Source organism: Phyllobacterium lublinensis, from assembly GCF_020164435.1.
Lineage (GTDB): Bacteria > Pseudomonadota > Alphaproteobacteria > Rhizobiales > Rhizobiaceae > Phyllobacterium > Phyllobacterium lublinensis.
Map to the genome: position 1 here is coordinate 253,519 of NZ_JAIUDQ010000005.1, position 16,145 is coordinate 269,663.

Here is a 16,145-nt window from a genome sequence, read left to right on the forward strand (position 1 = left end):
CGAATGAGTGACAAGGGAACCATACGGACAGGCATTGGCGGGTGGATCTTTGAACCCTGGCGCGGAACCTTCTACCCGAAAGGATTGTCCAAGACCAAAGAACTGGAATATGCAGGCCAGCATCTCCAGACAATCGAGATCAACAGCACTTACTATGGCACCCAGAAGCCGGCGACGTTTGCCAAATGGGCCTCCCAGGTCCCGAACGGGTTTGTTTTTTCGGTCAAGGGCAACCGCTTTGTCACCAATCGCCGCGTACTTTCCGAAGCCGCGGATTCGATCCAGTATTTCGTGAAGTCTGGGATTGTCGAACTCGGCGATCGCCTGGGGCCGGTGGTCTGGCAGTTTGCCCCTACCAAGAAATTCGACGCCGATGACTTTGGCGCATTTCTCGATCTCCTGCCGAAGAAGGAGGCGGGCATGGCCTTGCGCCATGCCGTGGAAGTCCGCAACCCCACCTTCATCGATCCCGATTTTATCGCCATGGCACGCTCAAAGGACGTGGCAGTGGTTTATGCAGAACACCTCGAATATCCGGAAATCGCCGACGTTACCGCAGATTTTGTCTATGCGCGCCTACAGAAGGGCGATGATACCATTGAGACCGCATATCCCGCCGAAGCGCTCGACAAATGGGCGGAACGCACGACCATCTGGGCAGATGGCGGCGTGCCCGCCGACCTGCCACTCGTAGCGCCCGATCAGCGGCCGGAAAAAAGGCCGCGCGATGTTTTCGTCTACTTCATCCATGAGGGCAAAGTGCGTGCTCCGCAGGCAGCCCAGGCTCTGAAGGAACGCGTGACGCCATAATGCGCCACCAAACGCACTAGCCGCAGCCTAATCTGTAAGCATCTTGCCTATTTTTTACTCAACCATTTAAGGCGGGAGTTGGCGACCGCGATGAATAATCCGCCAGCTTTCGCTGAAATGCCCTCTTGCCCGACGCAAAACTCGCTTCCGGCATTTATTTGTCTACGATAGGCTGGTTGGCACGCTTCCTGCTTTTCCTGAGACAAGCGGGCAAGAGGTCCGTTTCTATGCATAGGGAGATTATTCTCTGATGAAAAAAATCGAGGCCATCATCAAACCATTCAAACTCGATGAGGTGAAAGAGGCGCTGCAGGAAGTGGGGCTTCAGGGTATCACTGTTACGGAAGCCAAAGGCTTCGGCCGGCAGAAGGGCCATACTGAACTGTACCGCGGCGCGGAATATGTCGTCGACTTTCTGCCGAAGGTAAAAGTCGAAATCGTCCTGGGGGATGAATCTGTCGAGGCCGCCATCGAGGCGATCCGCAAGGCAGCGCAAACCGGGCGCATCGGCGACGGAAAAATCTTTGTTTCCAATATCGAAGAAGTCGTGCGCATCCGGACCGGTGAGTCCGGCATCGACGCCATCTGATCTTCTCTGCCCACCCATCCGCTGGCACGTTCGAGCCGGCCGCCCCTATCATCGTCGCTGAACAAGGAAAATTGACATGACGACCGCCAAAGACATTCTCAAGCAGATCAAGGACAACGACGTAAAGTTCCTTGACCTCCGCTTCACCGATCCCAAGGGAAAACTGCAGCATGTGACGATGGATGTTGCTGAGGTAGATGAAGACATGTTCGCCGACGGCGTCATGTTCGATGGGTCCTCGATCGCGGGCTGGAAGGCCATCAACGAGTCCGACATGGTCCTGATGCCAGATACCGACACGGTGCACATGGACCCGTTCTTCGCGCAGTCGACCATGGTGATCCTTTGCGACATCCTCGATCCAATCTCCGGGGAAGCCTACAACCGCGATCCGCGCGGCACGGCCAAAAAGGCTGAAGCCTACATGAAGGCCGAAGGTATCGGCGACACCATCTTCGTCGGCCCGGAAGCTGAGTTCTTCGTTTTTGACGACGTCAAGTACAAGGCCGATCCCTACAATACCGGCTTCAAGCTCGACTCCACCGAACTGCCATCGAACGACGACACCGATTACGAAACCGGCAACCTTGGCCATCGCCCCCGCGTCAAGGGTGGATATTTCCCGGTCCCACCAGTCGATTCGGCCCAGGACATGCGGTCCGAAATGCTCACCGTTCTCACCGAAATGGGCGTTCGGGTAGAAAAGCACCACCACGAAGTGGCTGCGGCCCAGCATGAACTTGGTATCAAGTTCGACGCCCTCACCCGCAACGCCGACAAGATGCTGATCTACAAGTACGTCGTGCATCAGGTTGCCAACGCCTATGGCAAGACCGCGACCTTCATGCCGAAGCCGATCTTCGGCGACAATGGTTCGGGCATGCATGTGCACATGTCGATCTGGAAGGATGGCAAGCCGACCTTTGCCGGCAATGAGTATGCCGGCCTTTCCGAAAACTGCCTGTTCTTCATTGGCGGCATCATCAAGCACGCCAAGGCAATCAATGCCTTCACCAACCCGTCGACCAACTCCTACAAGCGTCTCGTTCCAGGCTACGAGGCTCCGGTCCTGCTGGCCTATTCGGCACGCAACCGCTCGGCCTCCTGCCGTATTCCGTTTGGTTCCTCTCCAAAGTCCAAGCGCGTGGAGATTCGCTTCCCGGATCCGACAGCCAACCCGTATCTCGGTTTTGCCGCGATGCTGATGGCAGGCCTCGACGGCATCAAGAACAAGATCCATCCGGGCCAGCCGATGGACAAGGACCTTTATGACCTTCCCGCCAAGGAACTCAAGAAGATCCCGACCGTGTGCGGTTCCCTGCGCGAAGCTCTCCAGAGTCTCGACAAGGACCGCGGCTTCCTGAAGGCCGGTGGCGTGTTCGATGATGACCAGATCGACAGCTTCATTGAACTGAAGATGGCCGAAGTGATGCGTTTTGAAATGACGCCACATCCGGTCGAATACGACATGTATTACTCGGTCTGATCGCGTCACCGCTGTAAGAAAAAGGCCCCGGCCGGGAGGAAGGCCGGGGCAGTTGGGTGGCCCGGGTCAAGCCACCTGAAAGTTGCCGGCAGTCAGATTGAGGCCGCTGGATAAGGTTGCAAAACGCACTGAGGCGTAACCTCCCGCGCCGTCGCGGTCGTAAGCAAGAGCACCCGTCGCACCGTCGTAAAGAATGCGATCTGAACTATCCAGCGATGCGCTTCCCGCCCTGAATGCGTCCGACGAGAGCGGTCCGCCCGGCGCGAGCGCGGCGAATACGGCAGGATCAAGCCGGATAGTGTCGTCCGCTACCGAGAAGTCAGTGATCATATCGATATTGTTTGACGACAACGGATCCCTGAAGCTGAACACGTCGCGCCCGGACCCGCCCGTTAGCCGGTTATTGCCCCCGTTGCCTGTTAATGTGTCCGCTCCACGGCCGCCGATGGCATTCTCGATTGTCGCGCCAAAGGCAATCGACACGTTGCCGCGGAATCCGCCGATGTCGGAGAAGGAGCCGTCGTGCAGATCAAGCACCTGGTTCTGGTTGAAGCCGGAAGCATCGAGCGTGTCATTGCCTCCGCCGTCCCAGATGCTCAGTACCGGATCGCGATTGACACTGAAGTCATAGGCCGACGCGCCGGCATTGGAGCCGAACCCGTAAACGGTATCACCTGACCTTGTGTTCATATTGGCACCATAGAGGCGTTGCACCGCCAGTATGTCATAGAGCAGAAGCGTATCGGCGTAGCTGTTAAACGAGCCAGTCGTGCTGGACTCGTCGAAATAGCTCATCACCGAGTATTGCTGGTCATCCTGTAGGAACTGCGCATCGTTGGCATAGATTATGTCCTGGCCCGGCGCGGCATTGTAATCGCCCGGATGAGCAAGCCCAATGGCATGGCCCATTTCATGGAGAATGGCGGAGGAACTATAGCTACCGTCGTTCAGTTGATTGGTCGAAACGTATTGATCGTTGAGGTGGATGTCGCCCGCCACGTTGTTTGTCGCCGTTGAGCCAGGAAGATAGGTGTAGGCTCCTGATCCGTCCGCATTGGAACCGTAGGCACCCACCAGTATCGTCGCGTTGTTGCTGGCGCCACCCGGATTGACCTGCTGGAGCCGGATGTTGGCGACGTCCGAATAGTTTTGAAACGCTTTCTGGACAGCTGCGGTCTGCGCTGCCGAAAGCGGGATGAAGGCTGTCGGATTGCCTGAAGCGTCCTCGGCATTCGCATCCGATGCCCGGACCGCCCAGCTTACCAGCGCCGGCGTTCCAGCTGCACTCCAGGACGAGCCCTGTCGGAGCAGCGACCCCACTGCCATCTCTTCGTCATAGTTCGCCTTCGGGCCCTGCGTGGCGGAGATGCCATATTGCCCGCTACCTGTATCGTTATTAGCGCCGGCACCAAGGTAGTAGGTGCCGGACGTCGTCGCGGTGAATGTGATGGCCGATGCATTTCCCGGACCAGAATCGTTGTCGACCCCAATCTGCGTGCCCGCACCGTCAAGGAGCCGCAGATAAGGAGCGCGCACCGCGTTGTTCGATGTGCCGATCATCGCGAAGGTATAGGTCTTCCCGGCAACGAGATTGACCCGATACCAGTCACGATCGCTCGCAAACCCGAGTTGCCCTTGCGCCGTCTTCCCAATATCGAGATTGTAGGTGGTCGCCGTACTGGCCGCAGCATCAGCCACCTCCACGAGGCGCCGTGCCGGCAACGGCTCGAATGGGGGCTGAGGCTCCTGTGTCGGAGGCTCCGCCGGTCCCGTCATCGACAGCGTGTAATCGCCGGCGTAGCGGTCTCCGAAGGAGGCAGCATCGAGGTAGTAGATGCCCGATGCCTTGGGCGTGAATTTGATAAGGGAGTTCGATCCGGAACCGCCGTCATCATTATAGTCAACGAGCCCACCCGTGCTGTCGCGGAGCCTGAGATAGGTGTCGGAGACGGCCGGGACACCAGCACCGTCGAGACTGAATGTGTAGGGCTGCCCGGCGACCAGTTGAACACGGTACCAGTCGTGATCGACTGCCGTGGCCAACGAGCCTTGGATGGATCGTCCGGAAGTCAGCGCATAGTTTGTCTCCGTCGAAGCAGCCGCATCAATCGTCTCGGATTGGTCCGGTTCCAAAGCAACGAGCCCATCGAACCTGCTTATGCTGAGTGAAGTGAACTGGCCAACTATGGTATCTCCTGCCAGGAAGGTATGAGACGTCTGGCTATCAGCCGTTGCTGTGGTTGTTTCTATAATACGGGGCATTGTAATCTCCTGTTTTTAAAGACAAACCTCCTCTCGCCGGCAAACAGGTTCGCCGGGTTTAGGTGATCGTGATCGAAAATTTATTTACTTGTCAGACAGAGCTCGCGCGCCCGCTTCAGGACAAGTCGAAGCATGTCCTTGTTCTCTTCGGATGATATCAAAGGACTACCCGATGCAGCTTCCTCAACGCGGTCAAGAGCTTCGGCGCAGGTTGCAGCATGTATCGGCCGCTGAGGGTCGGGTGGAAGCGTAGGCGGTGCCTCGGCAGCCGCCATCATTGGCGACAGAAGGAGTATCCAAGCCAAAGAACGTGCGCCGAATTGCATGATCGCACCTGTGACGCGGCCAGCCCGCTTGCCATGTGAACCCATCATTACGACAATGCCTTGCACCTGATTTGCAAGGATTGGGCCGCTGAACGATTTACCCGCCAGCGTGCGAACAGCCGCAGCTCTGCTTCAAGTCTTGAAATGTATATAGGATACTATTTTCATCATTGGATTATTCCTCTTTTGAGAATAATCACAAAATATCACAGCGGAACTATTTGTTAAAATATACTAACATCCAAACATACAGTGTGGTGGAAGCATACAATGCCCGGTGCCCAAGAAACCCGTCCCACATACTCTGATACGTAGATGCGGCGGCGCCCCCCGGGGGGTACCGACAGCTCTACCGGCTTGCGAGGCTATTCAGTATATCGACCGCTGCCATCATCTCGCGCTGGCGCACGGCGCGGCGTGCAGCGGCCTCTGCATCCTCGCCCCAGTGTTCATTTGTCCAGTCTTCGTCCACATGGGCCAATGTCCATGCCTCAGTGCCGGAAACCTCGCCCTTGGCTACAGCGAGCGCGAGAATTGCCGAACCTGTCAGCGTGGTGATCGTATGAAGGGCGGCAATGGCAAATGGATCGCTGAACGCACCAAGATGCACGCTGAATGCGCCGAGAGCTTCGCGGGGCTGTTCCACATGCATGACACCTTCTGCAAGGACGAAACGGGCGCCGAGAGCCGATGCCGCCCAGTCGATCAACGGGTCCCATAGATCGGCCTGGCGTTGCACGAGCCGCTCCGGCGAACCGGCACGGTAACAGAGCATGTCTGTCGAAGCGAAACGCAAAACGTCTTCCAGCACCGCCTGCGGGTCGTTGACGATGCCGTCGATCGCGGTGTTTGCCAATCGCGTTGCCGGCATGCGTGCTGGATCGATCTCCTTGTCCTGCGCGGAAAACTCGTCGGCAATCAGTTGGGCCGCTGCGCGTGTCGGCAGGGAAAGGTTCTGTCTCGCAGGCGTTTTGACGGCACGGCCATCAAGCTCAACAGTGAAGGTGCCGTCACGTTCGGCGACGGCCGCCACCTTGTAGAAACGCTTTGGCAAGGGAAGCTTCGACTGGATCTGAGCGCGGCGGACCGGATCCGGATCGGAAAGGCCGTCCTTTGAATCCATATTGAAGATATCGTTACGCATTTTCGAAGTCCGTATGTCTTTGATTTTATCCGGCGACAATCTCAGTCGTCTTCATTTGCATCGTTCTCATCGAAGCCCAGGAGGTTCCATGATTGTACCATATGCGGCGGTAGTGGTGCGGTTACATCAATTACCCCTCCCGACGGATTGGGAACGCGGATGCGGCGTGCATGCAGGTGTAGCCGGTTCTGGATACCGCCCGGAAACGACCAATTCGTGTCTGCCTCGAAATATTTCGGGTCGCCGATGATCGGACAGCCGATATGTGCTGCGTGTACACGCAGCTGATGCGTGCGGCCCGTATAGGGCTCCATTTCCAGCCATGTCAGCACCTGCCCCGCGGATTCGATGACCCGGTAGTAGGACACGGCGTGATCGGAATCGGGTTCGCCGTGTTGGGCAATACGCATGCGGTCTCCATCGGGCGTGGTCTCCTTGACCAGCCACGTGGTAATCTTGTCCTCGCGCTTGCGCGGGATTCCCTTGACGAGCGCCCAATAGGTCTTCTTGGTTTCACGCTCCCGGAACGCTGCGGTCAAAGCCTGCGCAGCCCCCCGCGTACGGGCCACCACGAGAACGCCGGATGTATCCCGGTCGAGCCGATGTACGAGCCGCGGCTTCTCACCCTTCTTGTTGCGCCACGCCTCCAGCATGTCGTCGACATGCCGATTGACGCCTGAACCGCCCTGCACTGCAAGTCCGGCCGGTTTGTTGAAGACAAAAACCTTCGGATCCTCGTAAAGCAGCATCTGCGACAGGACGTCGCCGTCCTCGCGGCCGCGAATGCTCTTGCCGGTCAGGTGACCCTCGGCTTTCGAATCCACCGGCAAGGGCGGAATGCGGACAGTCTGCCCCGCCTGCAGTCTGGTGTCGGATTTGGCGCGCGAGCCATCAATGCGTATCTGGCCGGATCGCAGCAATTTCTGCAGGTGCCCGAACCCCAGACCGGGATAGTGTACCTTGAACCACCGGTCGAGGCGCATCTCTGCCTCACCCGTATCGACTGTCTTTTGTTCTACTGCTGCCATCAACTCTGCCTTTTTGGATCAGAGGAGCGAATAGCACTAACCTGCCAACCGTGCGAGCCATAATCCAAAAAACAGCGCGCCAATGCTCAAGATGACGCTTGCGAGCACATAAATCAGTGCCAGACCAAGTTCCCCGCGCTGCCAGAGGACGACGACATCGAGTGAAAATGACGAGAATGTCGTGAAGCCACCCAGTATTCCGACGGCCACGAACAGTCGAAGCTCGGCTGATCCGTCGAAGCGCCTTGCCAGCAGCTCGACAAATAGTCCCATCAGCAGGCCGCCTATGACATTGACCGCCAGCGTACCGAAAGGGAAGGCTGCGCCCAAAATCCGGGTTGCAAGAATACCGACAAGGTATCGGGCGACTGAGCCGATTGCTCCTCCGGATGCTACAAGTAATATTGCGTTCATTTTACATTCAGCTCGGCCAGTTTATTTTGTGAACTCAATTGGTTGAATCATCACGGGACGTTACGCGGCGTAGAAAAATGTTCCTTGTAGAAACAAGGAACTATCAAGACTTTAGAGCATTGAATATTGCGGTGCACAAGAGTCTGATGCAGAGTCCCTTCTGCGGCGTGAAGCGGCCCAAGCAAGCGGAGTGGCACAGTGTCATTGTTGAACATCTATTGGAAATCGCTCCAATACCTGGGCGCTGAAAAGCGCGCGACCGTGTTTATCTGCGTGGTCAACATCGCGCTGGCTCTGACGATGCTGTTCGAGCCTTTGCTTATGGGTCTCGTCATCCAGGCAATCGCCGACAAAACCAATATATGGGTTCCCCTCACCCAGCTGGCTGCCGTTGGCTTGTTCCATATCGGCGCCAATGTGCTCGTTGCAAGAGAGGCAGACCGCCTTGCGCACCGGCGTAAGCTTGCCGTGCTCACCGAATCCTACAACCGCGTGATCAGCATGCCGCTGTCGTGGCATCATCAGCGCGGAACATCCAATGCGATGCATACGCTTTTGCGCGCGATCGAGACCCTGTTCGGTCTTTGGCTTGAATTCATGCGCACCCATCTTGCAACGATGGTGGCCCTGGCCGGTCTGGTTCCCCTGGCACTCGCGCAGGACTGGCGTCTGGCTTCCGTATTGGCGATACTGGGTGTCGTATATGTTCTGGTGAGCCGCTTTGTAACGGCGAAGACCAAGGATGGCCAGGCGCAGGTCGAGCGCCACCACATCACGGCTTTCAGCCATGTGACCGACTCGCTGGGCAATATCTCTGTATTGCAGAGCTATAATCGTATCGATGAAGAAACACGCGCGCTGCAGTCTTACACGAAGCAGCTGCTTGCCGCTCAATATCCTGTATTGAACTGGTGGGCATTGGCCGCCGGCATCAATCGCATGGCATCAACGATCTCCATCCTCGTGGTTCTGGCCCTTGGCGCACATTTCGTCATCAAAGGTGAAATGCTGGTCGGGCAAGTCGTGTCCTTCATCGGCTTTGCCGGTCTGCTCATTGGTCGTCTTGATCAGCTCAGCGCCTTCGTGAACCAGATTTTCGCGGCCCGCGCCAAGCTTGAAGACTTCTTCGACATGGAGGCGTCGGCTGCCTATGCGGTAGAGCCGAAGACCGTCCACGATATCGACAATGTCAGCGGCGATGTTGAATTCGAGAATGTTTCCTTCGAGTTCGCCAATTCGACGCAGGGCCTGAAGAACGTCTCGTTCAAGGCGAAGGCTGGCCAGACGGTCGCCATCGTCGGCCCGACTGGCGCGGGCAAGACTACGCTGATCAACCTGCTGCAGCGCGTCTATGATCCGAAGGAAGGTCGTATTCTCGTTGACGGCATCGATACACGTACCATCAGCCGCCGTTCGTTGCGCAATGCCATTGCGACGGTGTTCCAGGATGCTGGAATGTTCAACCGCTCGATCGAGGACAACATCCGCATTGGCCGTCCCAAGGCCAGCGCCGAGGATGTGCTTGCGGCAGCTGAAGCCGCCGATGCAAGCGACTTCATCCTCGCCAAGTCTGGTGGCTACGGCACAGTCGTGGGCGAGCGTGGTTCGCAGCTTTCCGGCGGTGAGCGCCAACGCGTCGCCATCGCCCGGGCCATTCTGAAGGATGCACCGATCCTCGTGCTTGACGAAGCCACCAGTGCGCTCGACGTCGAAACCGAAGCTCGCGTTAAGGTTGCGGTTGACAAGCTGTGCCAGAACCGCACGACGTTCATCATTGCACACCGTCTTTCCACGGTTCGCGATGCGGATATCGTGCTCTTCATGGATCAGGGCGAGGTGGTCGAGTCCGGCAGCTTCGAGGAACTGGCCCGCCAGAATGGCCGCTTCACATCGCTGCTCAAGGCGGGTGGCCTGAAGCTCGACGACGATACGGCAAACGTTACGCCCTTCCCGCGCAAGCCGGAAGCTGCCTGATCGGAATTGCGATTAGTTGAGACAAAAGGCCGCTCGCGAGCGGCCTTTTTATTGAGCTTCACGGTTTTCCCATCGCTAGGCCTGCAGTTGCCTTTCTGCATGGTTCGACAAGCTCACCATGAGGGAAGTTGGCCGATCGCAATGTAATTGCGACATTGCAGGCACTCGGCTCCCTGCGAACTGCGATCTCCCTCATGTTGAGCTTGTCCAACCACGCACGGCATCATTGCAATTAGCGTCAGCTCGATATTCAACCTCGTCGGGCCCGAGCGAGCTATCCCTCTCCCCGTTCCCGGCGAAGCTTGTTCCAGTAATCGATGCGCTTGCGTATTTCCCGCTCGAAACCACGATCCGGCGGGTTGTAAAAAGTCTGGCGACCAAGTGCTTCGGGGAAATAGTTCTGGCCGGAAAATGCATCCGGCTCGTCGTGGTCGTAGGCATAGCCGCTTCCGTAGCCCTCGCCCTTCATGAGCTTTGTCGGGGCGTTGAGGATATGCTTGGGCGGTACGAGTGAACCATTTTGTTTCGCAGTCTGCATCGCCGCCTTGTATGCCGTATAGACGGCATTGGATTTGGGCGCCGTCGCGAGATAAACGCAGGCCTGTGCCAGCGCCAGCTCGCCCTCTGGCGAGCCGAGATAGTCATACGCATCCTTGGCGGCATTGCAGATCACAAGGGCCTGCGGGTCTGCCAGGCCAATATCCTCGCTTGCCATGCGCACCATGCGCCGGCCGATATAAAGCGGATCCTCTCCGGCGTCGAACATCCGACAAAGATAATAGAGTGCGGCGTCCGGATCGGAACCGCGCACGGACTTGTGCAGGGCCGAGATCAGATTGTAGTGGCCGTCCTGGCCCTTATCATATACCGGCGCTCTTCGCTGGACGATCTGCTGTACCCGTTCCGCATCGAAGACCTCGCCATCGCGAGCCGCACGCCATACTTCTTCCGCCAGCGTCAGAATGGCACGTCCGTCTCCGTCAGCCATCCGTACAAGGCTGGCGCGTGCCTCCTCGGTTAGCGGCAACGCCTTTCCCTCATGGCTTTCTGCGCGCTCCATCAGAGCCTTCAGGCTGGCTTCCTCGTGGGGATGGAACACAAGGACGCGCGCCCGCGACAAGAGAGCGGCGTTGAGTTCAAAGGACGGGTTCTCAGTCGTTGCGCCGACAAGAACGATGGTACCGTCCTCCATCACCGGTAGAAATGAATCCTGCTGTGCCCGATTGAAGCGATGAATTTCGTCGACGAACAATAATGTCTGGCGACCGGACATCTTGCGTGCCCGGGCCATCTCGAAGACTTTCTTGAGGTCAGCGACACCGGAAAAGATCGCAGAAATCTGCTCAAACGCCAGGTTGGTTTCGTTGGCAAGGAGCCGCGCCACCGTGGTTTTTCCCGTTCCCGGCGGTCCCCAGAAGATCATGGAGCCGAGCGAACCGGCGTCGATCATGCGGGTCAACGCGCCTTCCTCGCCGGTCAGGTGTTCCTGTCCCGTGACGTCTTTAAGCGTCCTTGGCCGCAAACGATCCGCCAGTGGCCGGCTTCTATCCGTTGCCGGATCGTCATTGACCGAAAACAAATCCGCCATGCTCTTATCCATGTCCTGTTCAAGGCTGTATTCAGATTCGCGATCATGGCGCGGCGAAAGCGGCGTTTCTCGAGAACCGGAGCGAAGTGTCTAACCTGGTCCGGATTGGAGAAGAACGCCGTTTGCAAACCGCCACAACGCCAATATCCGCATAGCCTTAGCGAATTACCTGGCGAATTATGTCACCTCCACGCTCGAAATCGAAGCGCCAAAGCACTGGCTTGCTCGACATCGCCTTGGTCAGATCTGTCATGGTTTCGATTTCCAAGCCATTGATCCCGCGCACGATGTCGCCCGGCTGCAACCCGATGCGGGCGGCCGGCGTATTTGGGAACACCTTGTCGACGGCCACACCCTCCGTCTCCGGTGGCAGGCGCAAGCGTGCGGCACTGCTCGGGGAGAGTTTCAGGACATGGGCGCCCGACAACGGGTTACGGCCCTGGATGAGCATCTGATTGTCCAGCGAATCCGGTGCCGGCTTCTCGAGTGCAACCGCAATCGTCTTCTCCTTGGAACGGCTCAGCACTTGTAACTGCACTGTTTTGCCTATGCCGGCTGTGCTCAGTCGATAACCTAGGCCGTCGGGGTTTTCGATGCGCACCCCGTCCACTGAAAGAACAACGTCGCCGACGAACAACCCGCCTTTTTCCGCGGGACCTCCCTTGCCCACGTTGGTCACGAGCGCGCCATAGGGTTGTTTCATGCCCAGGCCTTCGGCCACATCCGGCGTCACGTTTTGGAACGTGGCGCCGATATAGGGCCGCTCGAAAGTATCGCCGCCGCCTTTCGCCGTCTCAACAACTGCCCGTACCATATTGGAAGGAATGGCAAATCCAATTCCGATCGATCCGCCGGAACGGGAAAAGATTGCCGTGTTGATGCCAATGAGATTACCACCCGTGTCGATCAGGGCACCGCCTGAATTGCCGGGATTGATCGCCGCATCGGTCTGGATAAAGAAATCGAAATCCGAAATGCCAACGCGGGTGCGCGCCTGAGCTGAAACGATGCCACTCGTCACTGTCTGACCGACCCCGAACGGGTTGCCTATCGCAAGGACAAGATCGCCGACCTCAACCTTGTCGGAATCTGCCAATGGCAGGGCAGGAAGCGGCTCGCCTGCATCGATCTTCAAAATTGCCAGATCGGTCGATTCATCCTTCAACAGAACCTTTGACTCGAACTCACGGCCGTCCGCGAGGGCAATCTTGACGGTATCCGCGTCACGAATGACGTGATTGTTCGTAACGATGATGCCGGAAGCATCGGCGATCACGCCGGAACCCAGCGAGGACTGGACACGCGGAGGCCCATTGAACTGGCCACCAAAGAATTGCTCGAAGAAGGGGTCACCGGCGAATGGCGACCTCCTTTGCACGGCATGCGCCGCATAGACATTGACCACGGCACCCGCCGTCTTTTTCACGAGTGGCGCAAAGGAAAGCTGCATCTGCTCGCGCGTCGTCGGCAGTTGCCTTGTCGCATCGGTTGCCGTTTGCGCGTGGAGCGGCGCCACCATGCCGGAAAGCAAGGCGGTGCTCAGGAGAAGCGCCCGCGCGGATCGTGCGACTTTGAATTTCATATCAATCTCCGATACGTGGTGAATCAGTCAAACTGTCTCGACCAATGTGGTGATTTCCTGGGGAGATACCAGCGAAGAAACAAAGCAAATTTGAGACAATTGTGTTCCGTACGCCCCACGCCCGGTTCAGCTTTTTGATTACAGCAATATGGCGTATGAATCACTGCGATGCGGAGGACCGGGATGACGTCGAGCGGCTTCAGAATTTATCCCTGCGACGTCGCCGGTATCGAGGTCGTCGAGGCGGCAACGGATCATGTGTTTCCGCGCCATTGGCATGAGCAGTATGGAATTGGCGTCGTCTATCGAGGAGCACAGAAATCGCTGAGCGGCCGCGGCATGGTGGAGGCCGGACCCGGTCACGTCATCACGGTCAATCCGGGCGAAGTGCACGACGGCGTGCCCATAGGCGATGCCGGTCGTTCGTGGCGGATGCTTTATTTCGATCCGGCAATCATAGGCAACAGCGACGCGGAGGACGGGAAAGCTGCCCGTGAGTTTCCCCTGCCCGTGCTCGTAGACCCACGAGTCGTAGCGTGGTTCCAGCGATTGTTCCTTGCGCTGACCGATCGGCGCACGCCAGCATCTGCCCTTGAGCGCGAGGAACTCCTATTGCAATTGCTCGACAGCCTCGTCCTTGGGCGTTCGGAAAGCCCGTCAATCGATCCAGCATCAACGGCAGTCCGCGAGGCGCTCACCATGATCGACGATGATCCGACGGCTACTCACACACTCGCCGACCTCTCCGGGAGGAGCGGCATGAGCCAGTTCCAGATTGTCAGGGGCATTGCCAAGGCAACCGGGCTTACCCCTCATGCCTATCTCATGCAACGGCGTATTGACCTTGCCCGCCGTCTGATTGCCGGCGGTACTGCGCTGGCCGATGCCGCGGCAGCAAGCGGGTTCGCCGACCAGAGTCATATGACCCGCCTGTTCATTCGCAAATTCGGGGTTTCACCGGGCTCCTACGCCACCGCGGTGACCTAGAGCAAGTTTTGTCTATTTGGGGCCAATTCTGCTTCACGAATGGCAATCCACGAGAAAGGTGGCGAGCACATCTTACCTGCAATCCTGTTCAAGACGGACTGCTACCCGCCGGATTAGATATGCTCGTCAACAATCCGAGCGGGAGAATTGCTGTGGGAATCGAGTTTCTGATTACATCTTTCATTATCGTTGTCTCACCCGGAACGGGCGTGGTTTATACGCTCGCAACCGGGCTTGCTCGCGGTGGTCGCGCCAGTATTGCCGCAGCATTTGGTTGCACTATCGGAATTGTACCGCACATTGCGGCCGCCATTGGTGGTTTGGCAGCGATCCTGCATGCCAGCGCCCTCGCCTTTCACACGTTCAAATATGTCGGCGTCGCCTATTTGCTCTATATGGCTTGGAATGCGCTGCGCGAAAAGGGTTCGCTCAATATCGAGAAAAAGGCCGAAGCGGGTTCAACGGCGCGGGTCGCCATGACGGCCATCCTGATCAATGTCCTCAATCCAAAGCTTTCGATTTTCTTTCTGGCGTTCCTGCCGCAGTTCATCGACCCCGGCGAACCGCATCCGGTCTCGCGCATGCTCACGTTGAGCAGCGTTTTCATGCTGATGACGTTCATCGTATTCGTGGGTTATGGCTTGTTCGCTGCCTCTGTTCGCGATCAGGTCGTCGCGCGTCCACGCATCCTGACATGGATGCGCCGCAGTTTTGCCGCCGCATTCATGGCGCTTGGAGTAAAGCTGGCGCTGGCCGACCGTTGATGAACGACCGGCGCCGATACCGCTTCCACTGAAACGGAAATTATCGCGCGGCTGACAGCACTTTCTGACAACCGGCCGAGAGGCGGCTCATATTCTGGCGCAGGCATGCAATGCCCCGCCCGCCACCGAGCGCGACCGACTTGCAGAATGCACGGAAATCGGGGCCGCAGGCCTCTCGAGCAATGGCCATTTCCTCGCGCGGCGTGAACGAAGGTGCTGCGGCGGGTGCAGCAGCGGCAGGCGCGGCCGTCGTTGCTGCTGGTGCTGACTTGCCCGAGCCGATGGCACTGAGCGCCTGCTGGCATCCGGATGACAGCGACGAGCTATGCTGTTGAAGACAGGTGAGCGCCGCCTGACCACCCGGCTGAACACCGGAACATTGCGCCATGACGTCGTTCCGGCAGGCAGACTTGATTGCGTTTTGCTGGGCCGCCGTTGGCTGCTGCGCAAGCGCGGTGCCTGCAAAAAGGCCTATGATGCAGGCGGCCGACAATATGTTTCTCGCCCGGATGCCGGTCCGTCGTCTTGGCAACGCATCATTGGTTGCACTCGCCGCATTTGGATCGTTGCTGGTCATCGGAACCCTCCTTCGGAATTGTGATCCCGGCCAAAGGCTGACAAGCTAATTGAATAATTCAAGTACGTAACGGTTACGCCGGGTGTGCAGCAACAGGATCTGCACCAATACCGGCTCAAGCACGAAAAGGGGGCGCGAGCCCCCTTTTCGATTCATGCCAGGTCCGAAGCGTTGCTTACGCTGCTTCGGCTTCGTTCGCCTGTTCGGCAGCAACGCGGGCGAGATCCTTCGAACCCTTGGCGCTGGTGTCGCGATCGACAAATTCGACAACTGCGAGCGGTGCATTGTCACCGGTGCGGAAGCCTGCCTTCATGATGCGGATGTAGCCGCCATTGCGCTGGCCGTAGCGCGGAGCAAGCGTGTCGAACAGCTTGGCAACGAGCTTGGCGTCGCGAATGGCCGAAATGGCCTGACGACGGGCGTGCAGATCACCGCGCTTGCCGAGCGTGACAAGCTTCTCAACGATGGGGCGAATTTCCTTGGCCTTGGGCAGCGTTGTCACGATCTGCTCATGCTCGATCAACGATGCAGCCATATTGGCAAACATCGCCTTGCGATGGCTGGCAGTCCGGTTAAGCTTGCGGCCTGAATTACCGTGGCGCATGAGCCTTCTC

At 57.8% G+C, this 16,145-nt stretch carries 15 protein-coding genes; 6 read left to right on the forward strand and 9 right to left on the reverse strand.

Features of this window, described 5'->3' with window-relative positions:
* The first annotated feature begins 3 nt into the window (after positions 1–3).
* The 3 genes from K9U38_RS09220 to glnA all read left to right on the forward strand — a co-directional run bounded on the left by K9U38_RS09220 (position 4) and on the right by glnA (position 2,885).
* Positions 4–810, forward strand: a complete 807-nt coding sequence (locus tag K9U38_RS09220) for a DUF72 domain-containing protein (RefSeq protein ID WP_224494043.1) — start codon at positions 4–6, stop codon at positions 808–810.
* A gap of 250 nt (positions 811–1,060) precedes the next feature.
* On the forward strand, positions 1,061–1,399 hold the full coding sequence (locus K9U38_RS09225; RefSeq protein ID WP_008123000.1) for a P-II family nitrogen regulator: 339 nt from the start codon (positions 1,061–1,063) through the stop codon (positions 1,397–1,399).
* 76 nt (positions 1,400–1,475) lie between these two features.
* Complete coding sequence (gene glnA / locus K9U38_RS09230) at positions 1,476–2,885, forward strand: type I glutamate--ammonia ligase (protein ID WP_224494044.1); 1,410 nt, start codon at positions 1,476–1,478, stop codon at positions 2,883–2,885.
* A gap of 66 nt (positions 2,886–2,951) precedes the next feature.
* Here the strand turns inward: glnA and K9U38_RS09235 are convergent, their stop codons facing one another.
* The 5 genes from K9U38_RS09235 to crcB form a co-directional block, all read right to left on the reverse strand.
* On the reverse strand, positions 2,952–5,147 hold the full coding sequence (locus K9U38_RS09235) for a M10 family metallopeptidase C-terminal domain-containing protein (RefSeq protein ID WP_224494045.1): 2,196 nt from the start codon (positions 5,145–5,147) through the stop codon (positions 2,952–2,954).
* 80 nt (positions 5,148–5,227) lie between these two features.
* Positions 5,228–5,521 (reverse strand): hypothetical protein, encoded by a 294-nt coding sequence (locus K9U38_RS09240; protein ID WP_224494046.1) that lies wholly within the window; start codon positions 5,519–5,521, stop codon positions 5,228–5,230.
* A gap of 301 nt (positions 5,522–5,822) precedes the next feature.
* Positions 5,823–6,617: an ATP12 family chaperone protein gene (locus K9U38_RS09245; RefSeq protein ID WP_224494047.1), complete on the reverse strand. Its 795-nt coding sequence runs from the start codon at positions 6,615–6,617 to the stop codon at positions 5,823–5,825.
* A 41-nt stretch (positions 6,618–6,658) separates the two neighbouring features.
* A complete protein-coding gene (locus tag K9U38_RS09250) occupies positions 6,659–7,645 on the reverse strand; it encodes an RluA family pseudouridine synthase (protein WP_224494048.1) in 987 nt (328 codons plus the stop codon).
* A 36-nt stretch (positions 7,646–7,681) separates the two neighbouring features.
* Positions 7,682–8,059 (reverse strand): fluoride efflux transporter CrcB, encoded by a 378-nt coding sequence (gene crcB, locus K9U38_RS09255; RefSeq protein ID WP_224494049.1) that lies wholly within the window; start codon positions 8,057–8,059, stop codon positions 7,682–7,684.
* A 198-nt stretch (positions 8,060–8,257) separates the two neighbouring features.
* Between crcB and K9U38_RS09260 the strand changes: the two genes are divergently transcribed.
* Positions 8,258–10,033, forward strand: coding sequence for a glucan ABC transporter ATP-binding protein/ permease (locus K9U38_RS09260; RefSeq protein WP_224494050.1), 1,776 nt, complete (start codon positions 8,258–8,260; stop codon positions 10,031–10,033).
* A gap of 274 nt (positions 10,034–10,307) precedes the next feature.
* Here K9U38_RS09260 and K9U38_RS09265 read toward each other — a convergent pair whose 3' ends face one another.
* Both K9U38_RS09265 and K9U38_RS09270 read right to left on the reverse strand, forming a co-directional pair.
* Entirely contained in the window at positions 10,308–11,621 is a 1,314-nt protein-coding gene (locus tag K9U38_RS09265) for a replication-associated recombination protein A (RefSeq protein WP_224494051.1), read from the reverse strand.
* 157 nt (positions 11,622–11,778) lie between these two features.
* The gene (locus K9U38_RS09270) at positions 11,779–13,203 is read right to left on the reverse strand and encodes a DegQ family serine endoprotease (protein ID WP_370631875.1); all 1,425 of its coding nucleotides are present in this window, start codon (positions 13,201–13,203) and stop codon (positions 11,779–11,781) included.
* Between the two features lie 183 nt (positions 13,204–13,386).
* Between K9U38_RS09270 and K9U38_RS09275 the strand changes: the two genes are divergently transcribed.
* Together K9U38_RS09275 and K9U38_RS09280 are read left to right on the forward strand one after the other, a co-directional pair.
* Positions 13,387–14,190 carry an AraC family transcriptional regulator gene (locus K9U38_RS09275; RefSeq protein ID WP_224494052.1) on the forward strand — a complete coding sequence of 268 codons (804 nt, stop codon included), beginning with the start codon at positions 13,387–13,389 and terminating at the stop codon, positions 14,188–14,190.
* 152 nt (positions 14,191–14,342) lie between these two features.
* A complete protein-coding gene (locus K9U38_RS09280; RefSeq protein WP_224494053.1) occupies positions 14,343–14,954 on the forward strand; it encodes a LysE family translocator in 612 nt (203 codons plus the stop codon).
* Positions 14,955–14,994: 40 nt separating this feature from the next.
* On the opposite strand, the gene K9U38_RS09285 is transcribed toward K9U38_RS09280, so the two are convergent.
* Together K9U38_RS09285 and rplQ are read right to left on the reverse strand one after the other, a co-directional pair.
* Entirely contained in the window at positions 14,995–15,531 is a 537-nt protein-coding gene (locus tag K9U38_RS09285; RefSeq protein ID WP_224494054.1) for a hypothetical protein, read from the reverse strand.
* Between the two features lie 175 nt (positions 15,532–15,706).
* Positions 15,707–16,135 (reverse strand): 50S ribosomal protein L17, encoded by a 429-nt coding sequence (gene rplQ / locus K9U38_RS09290; RefSeq protein ID WP_027233184.1) that lies wholly within the window; start codon positions 16,133–16,135, stop codon positions 15,707–15,709.
* Positions 16,136–16,145: the final 10 nt, after the last annotated feature.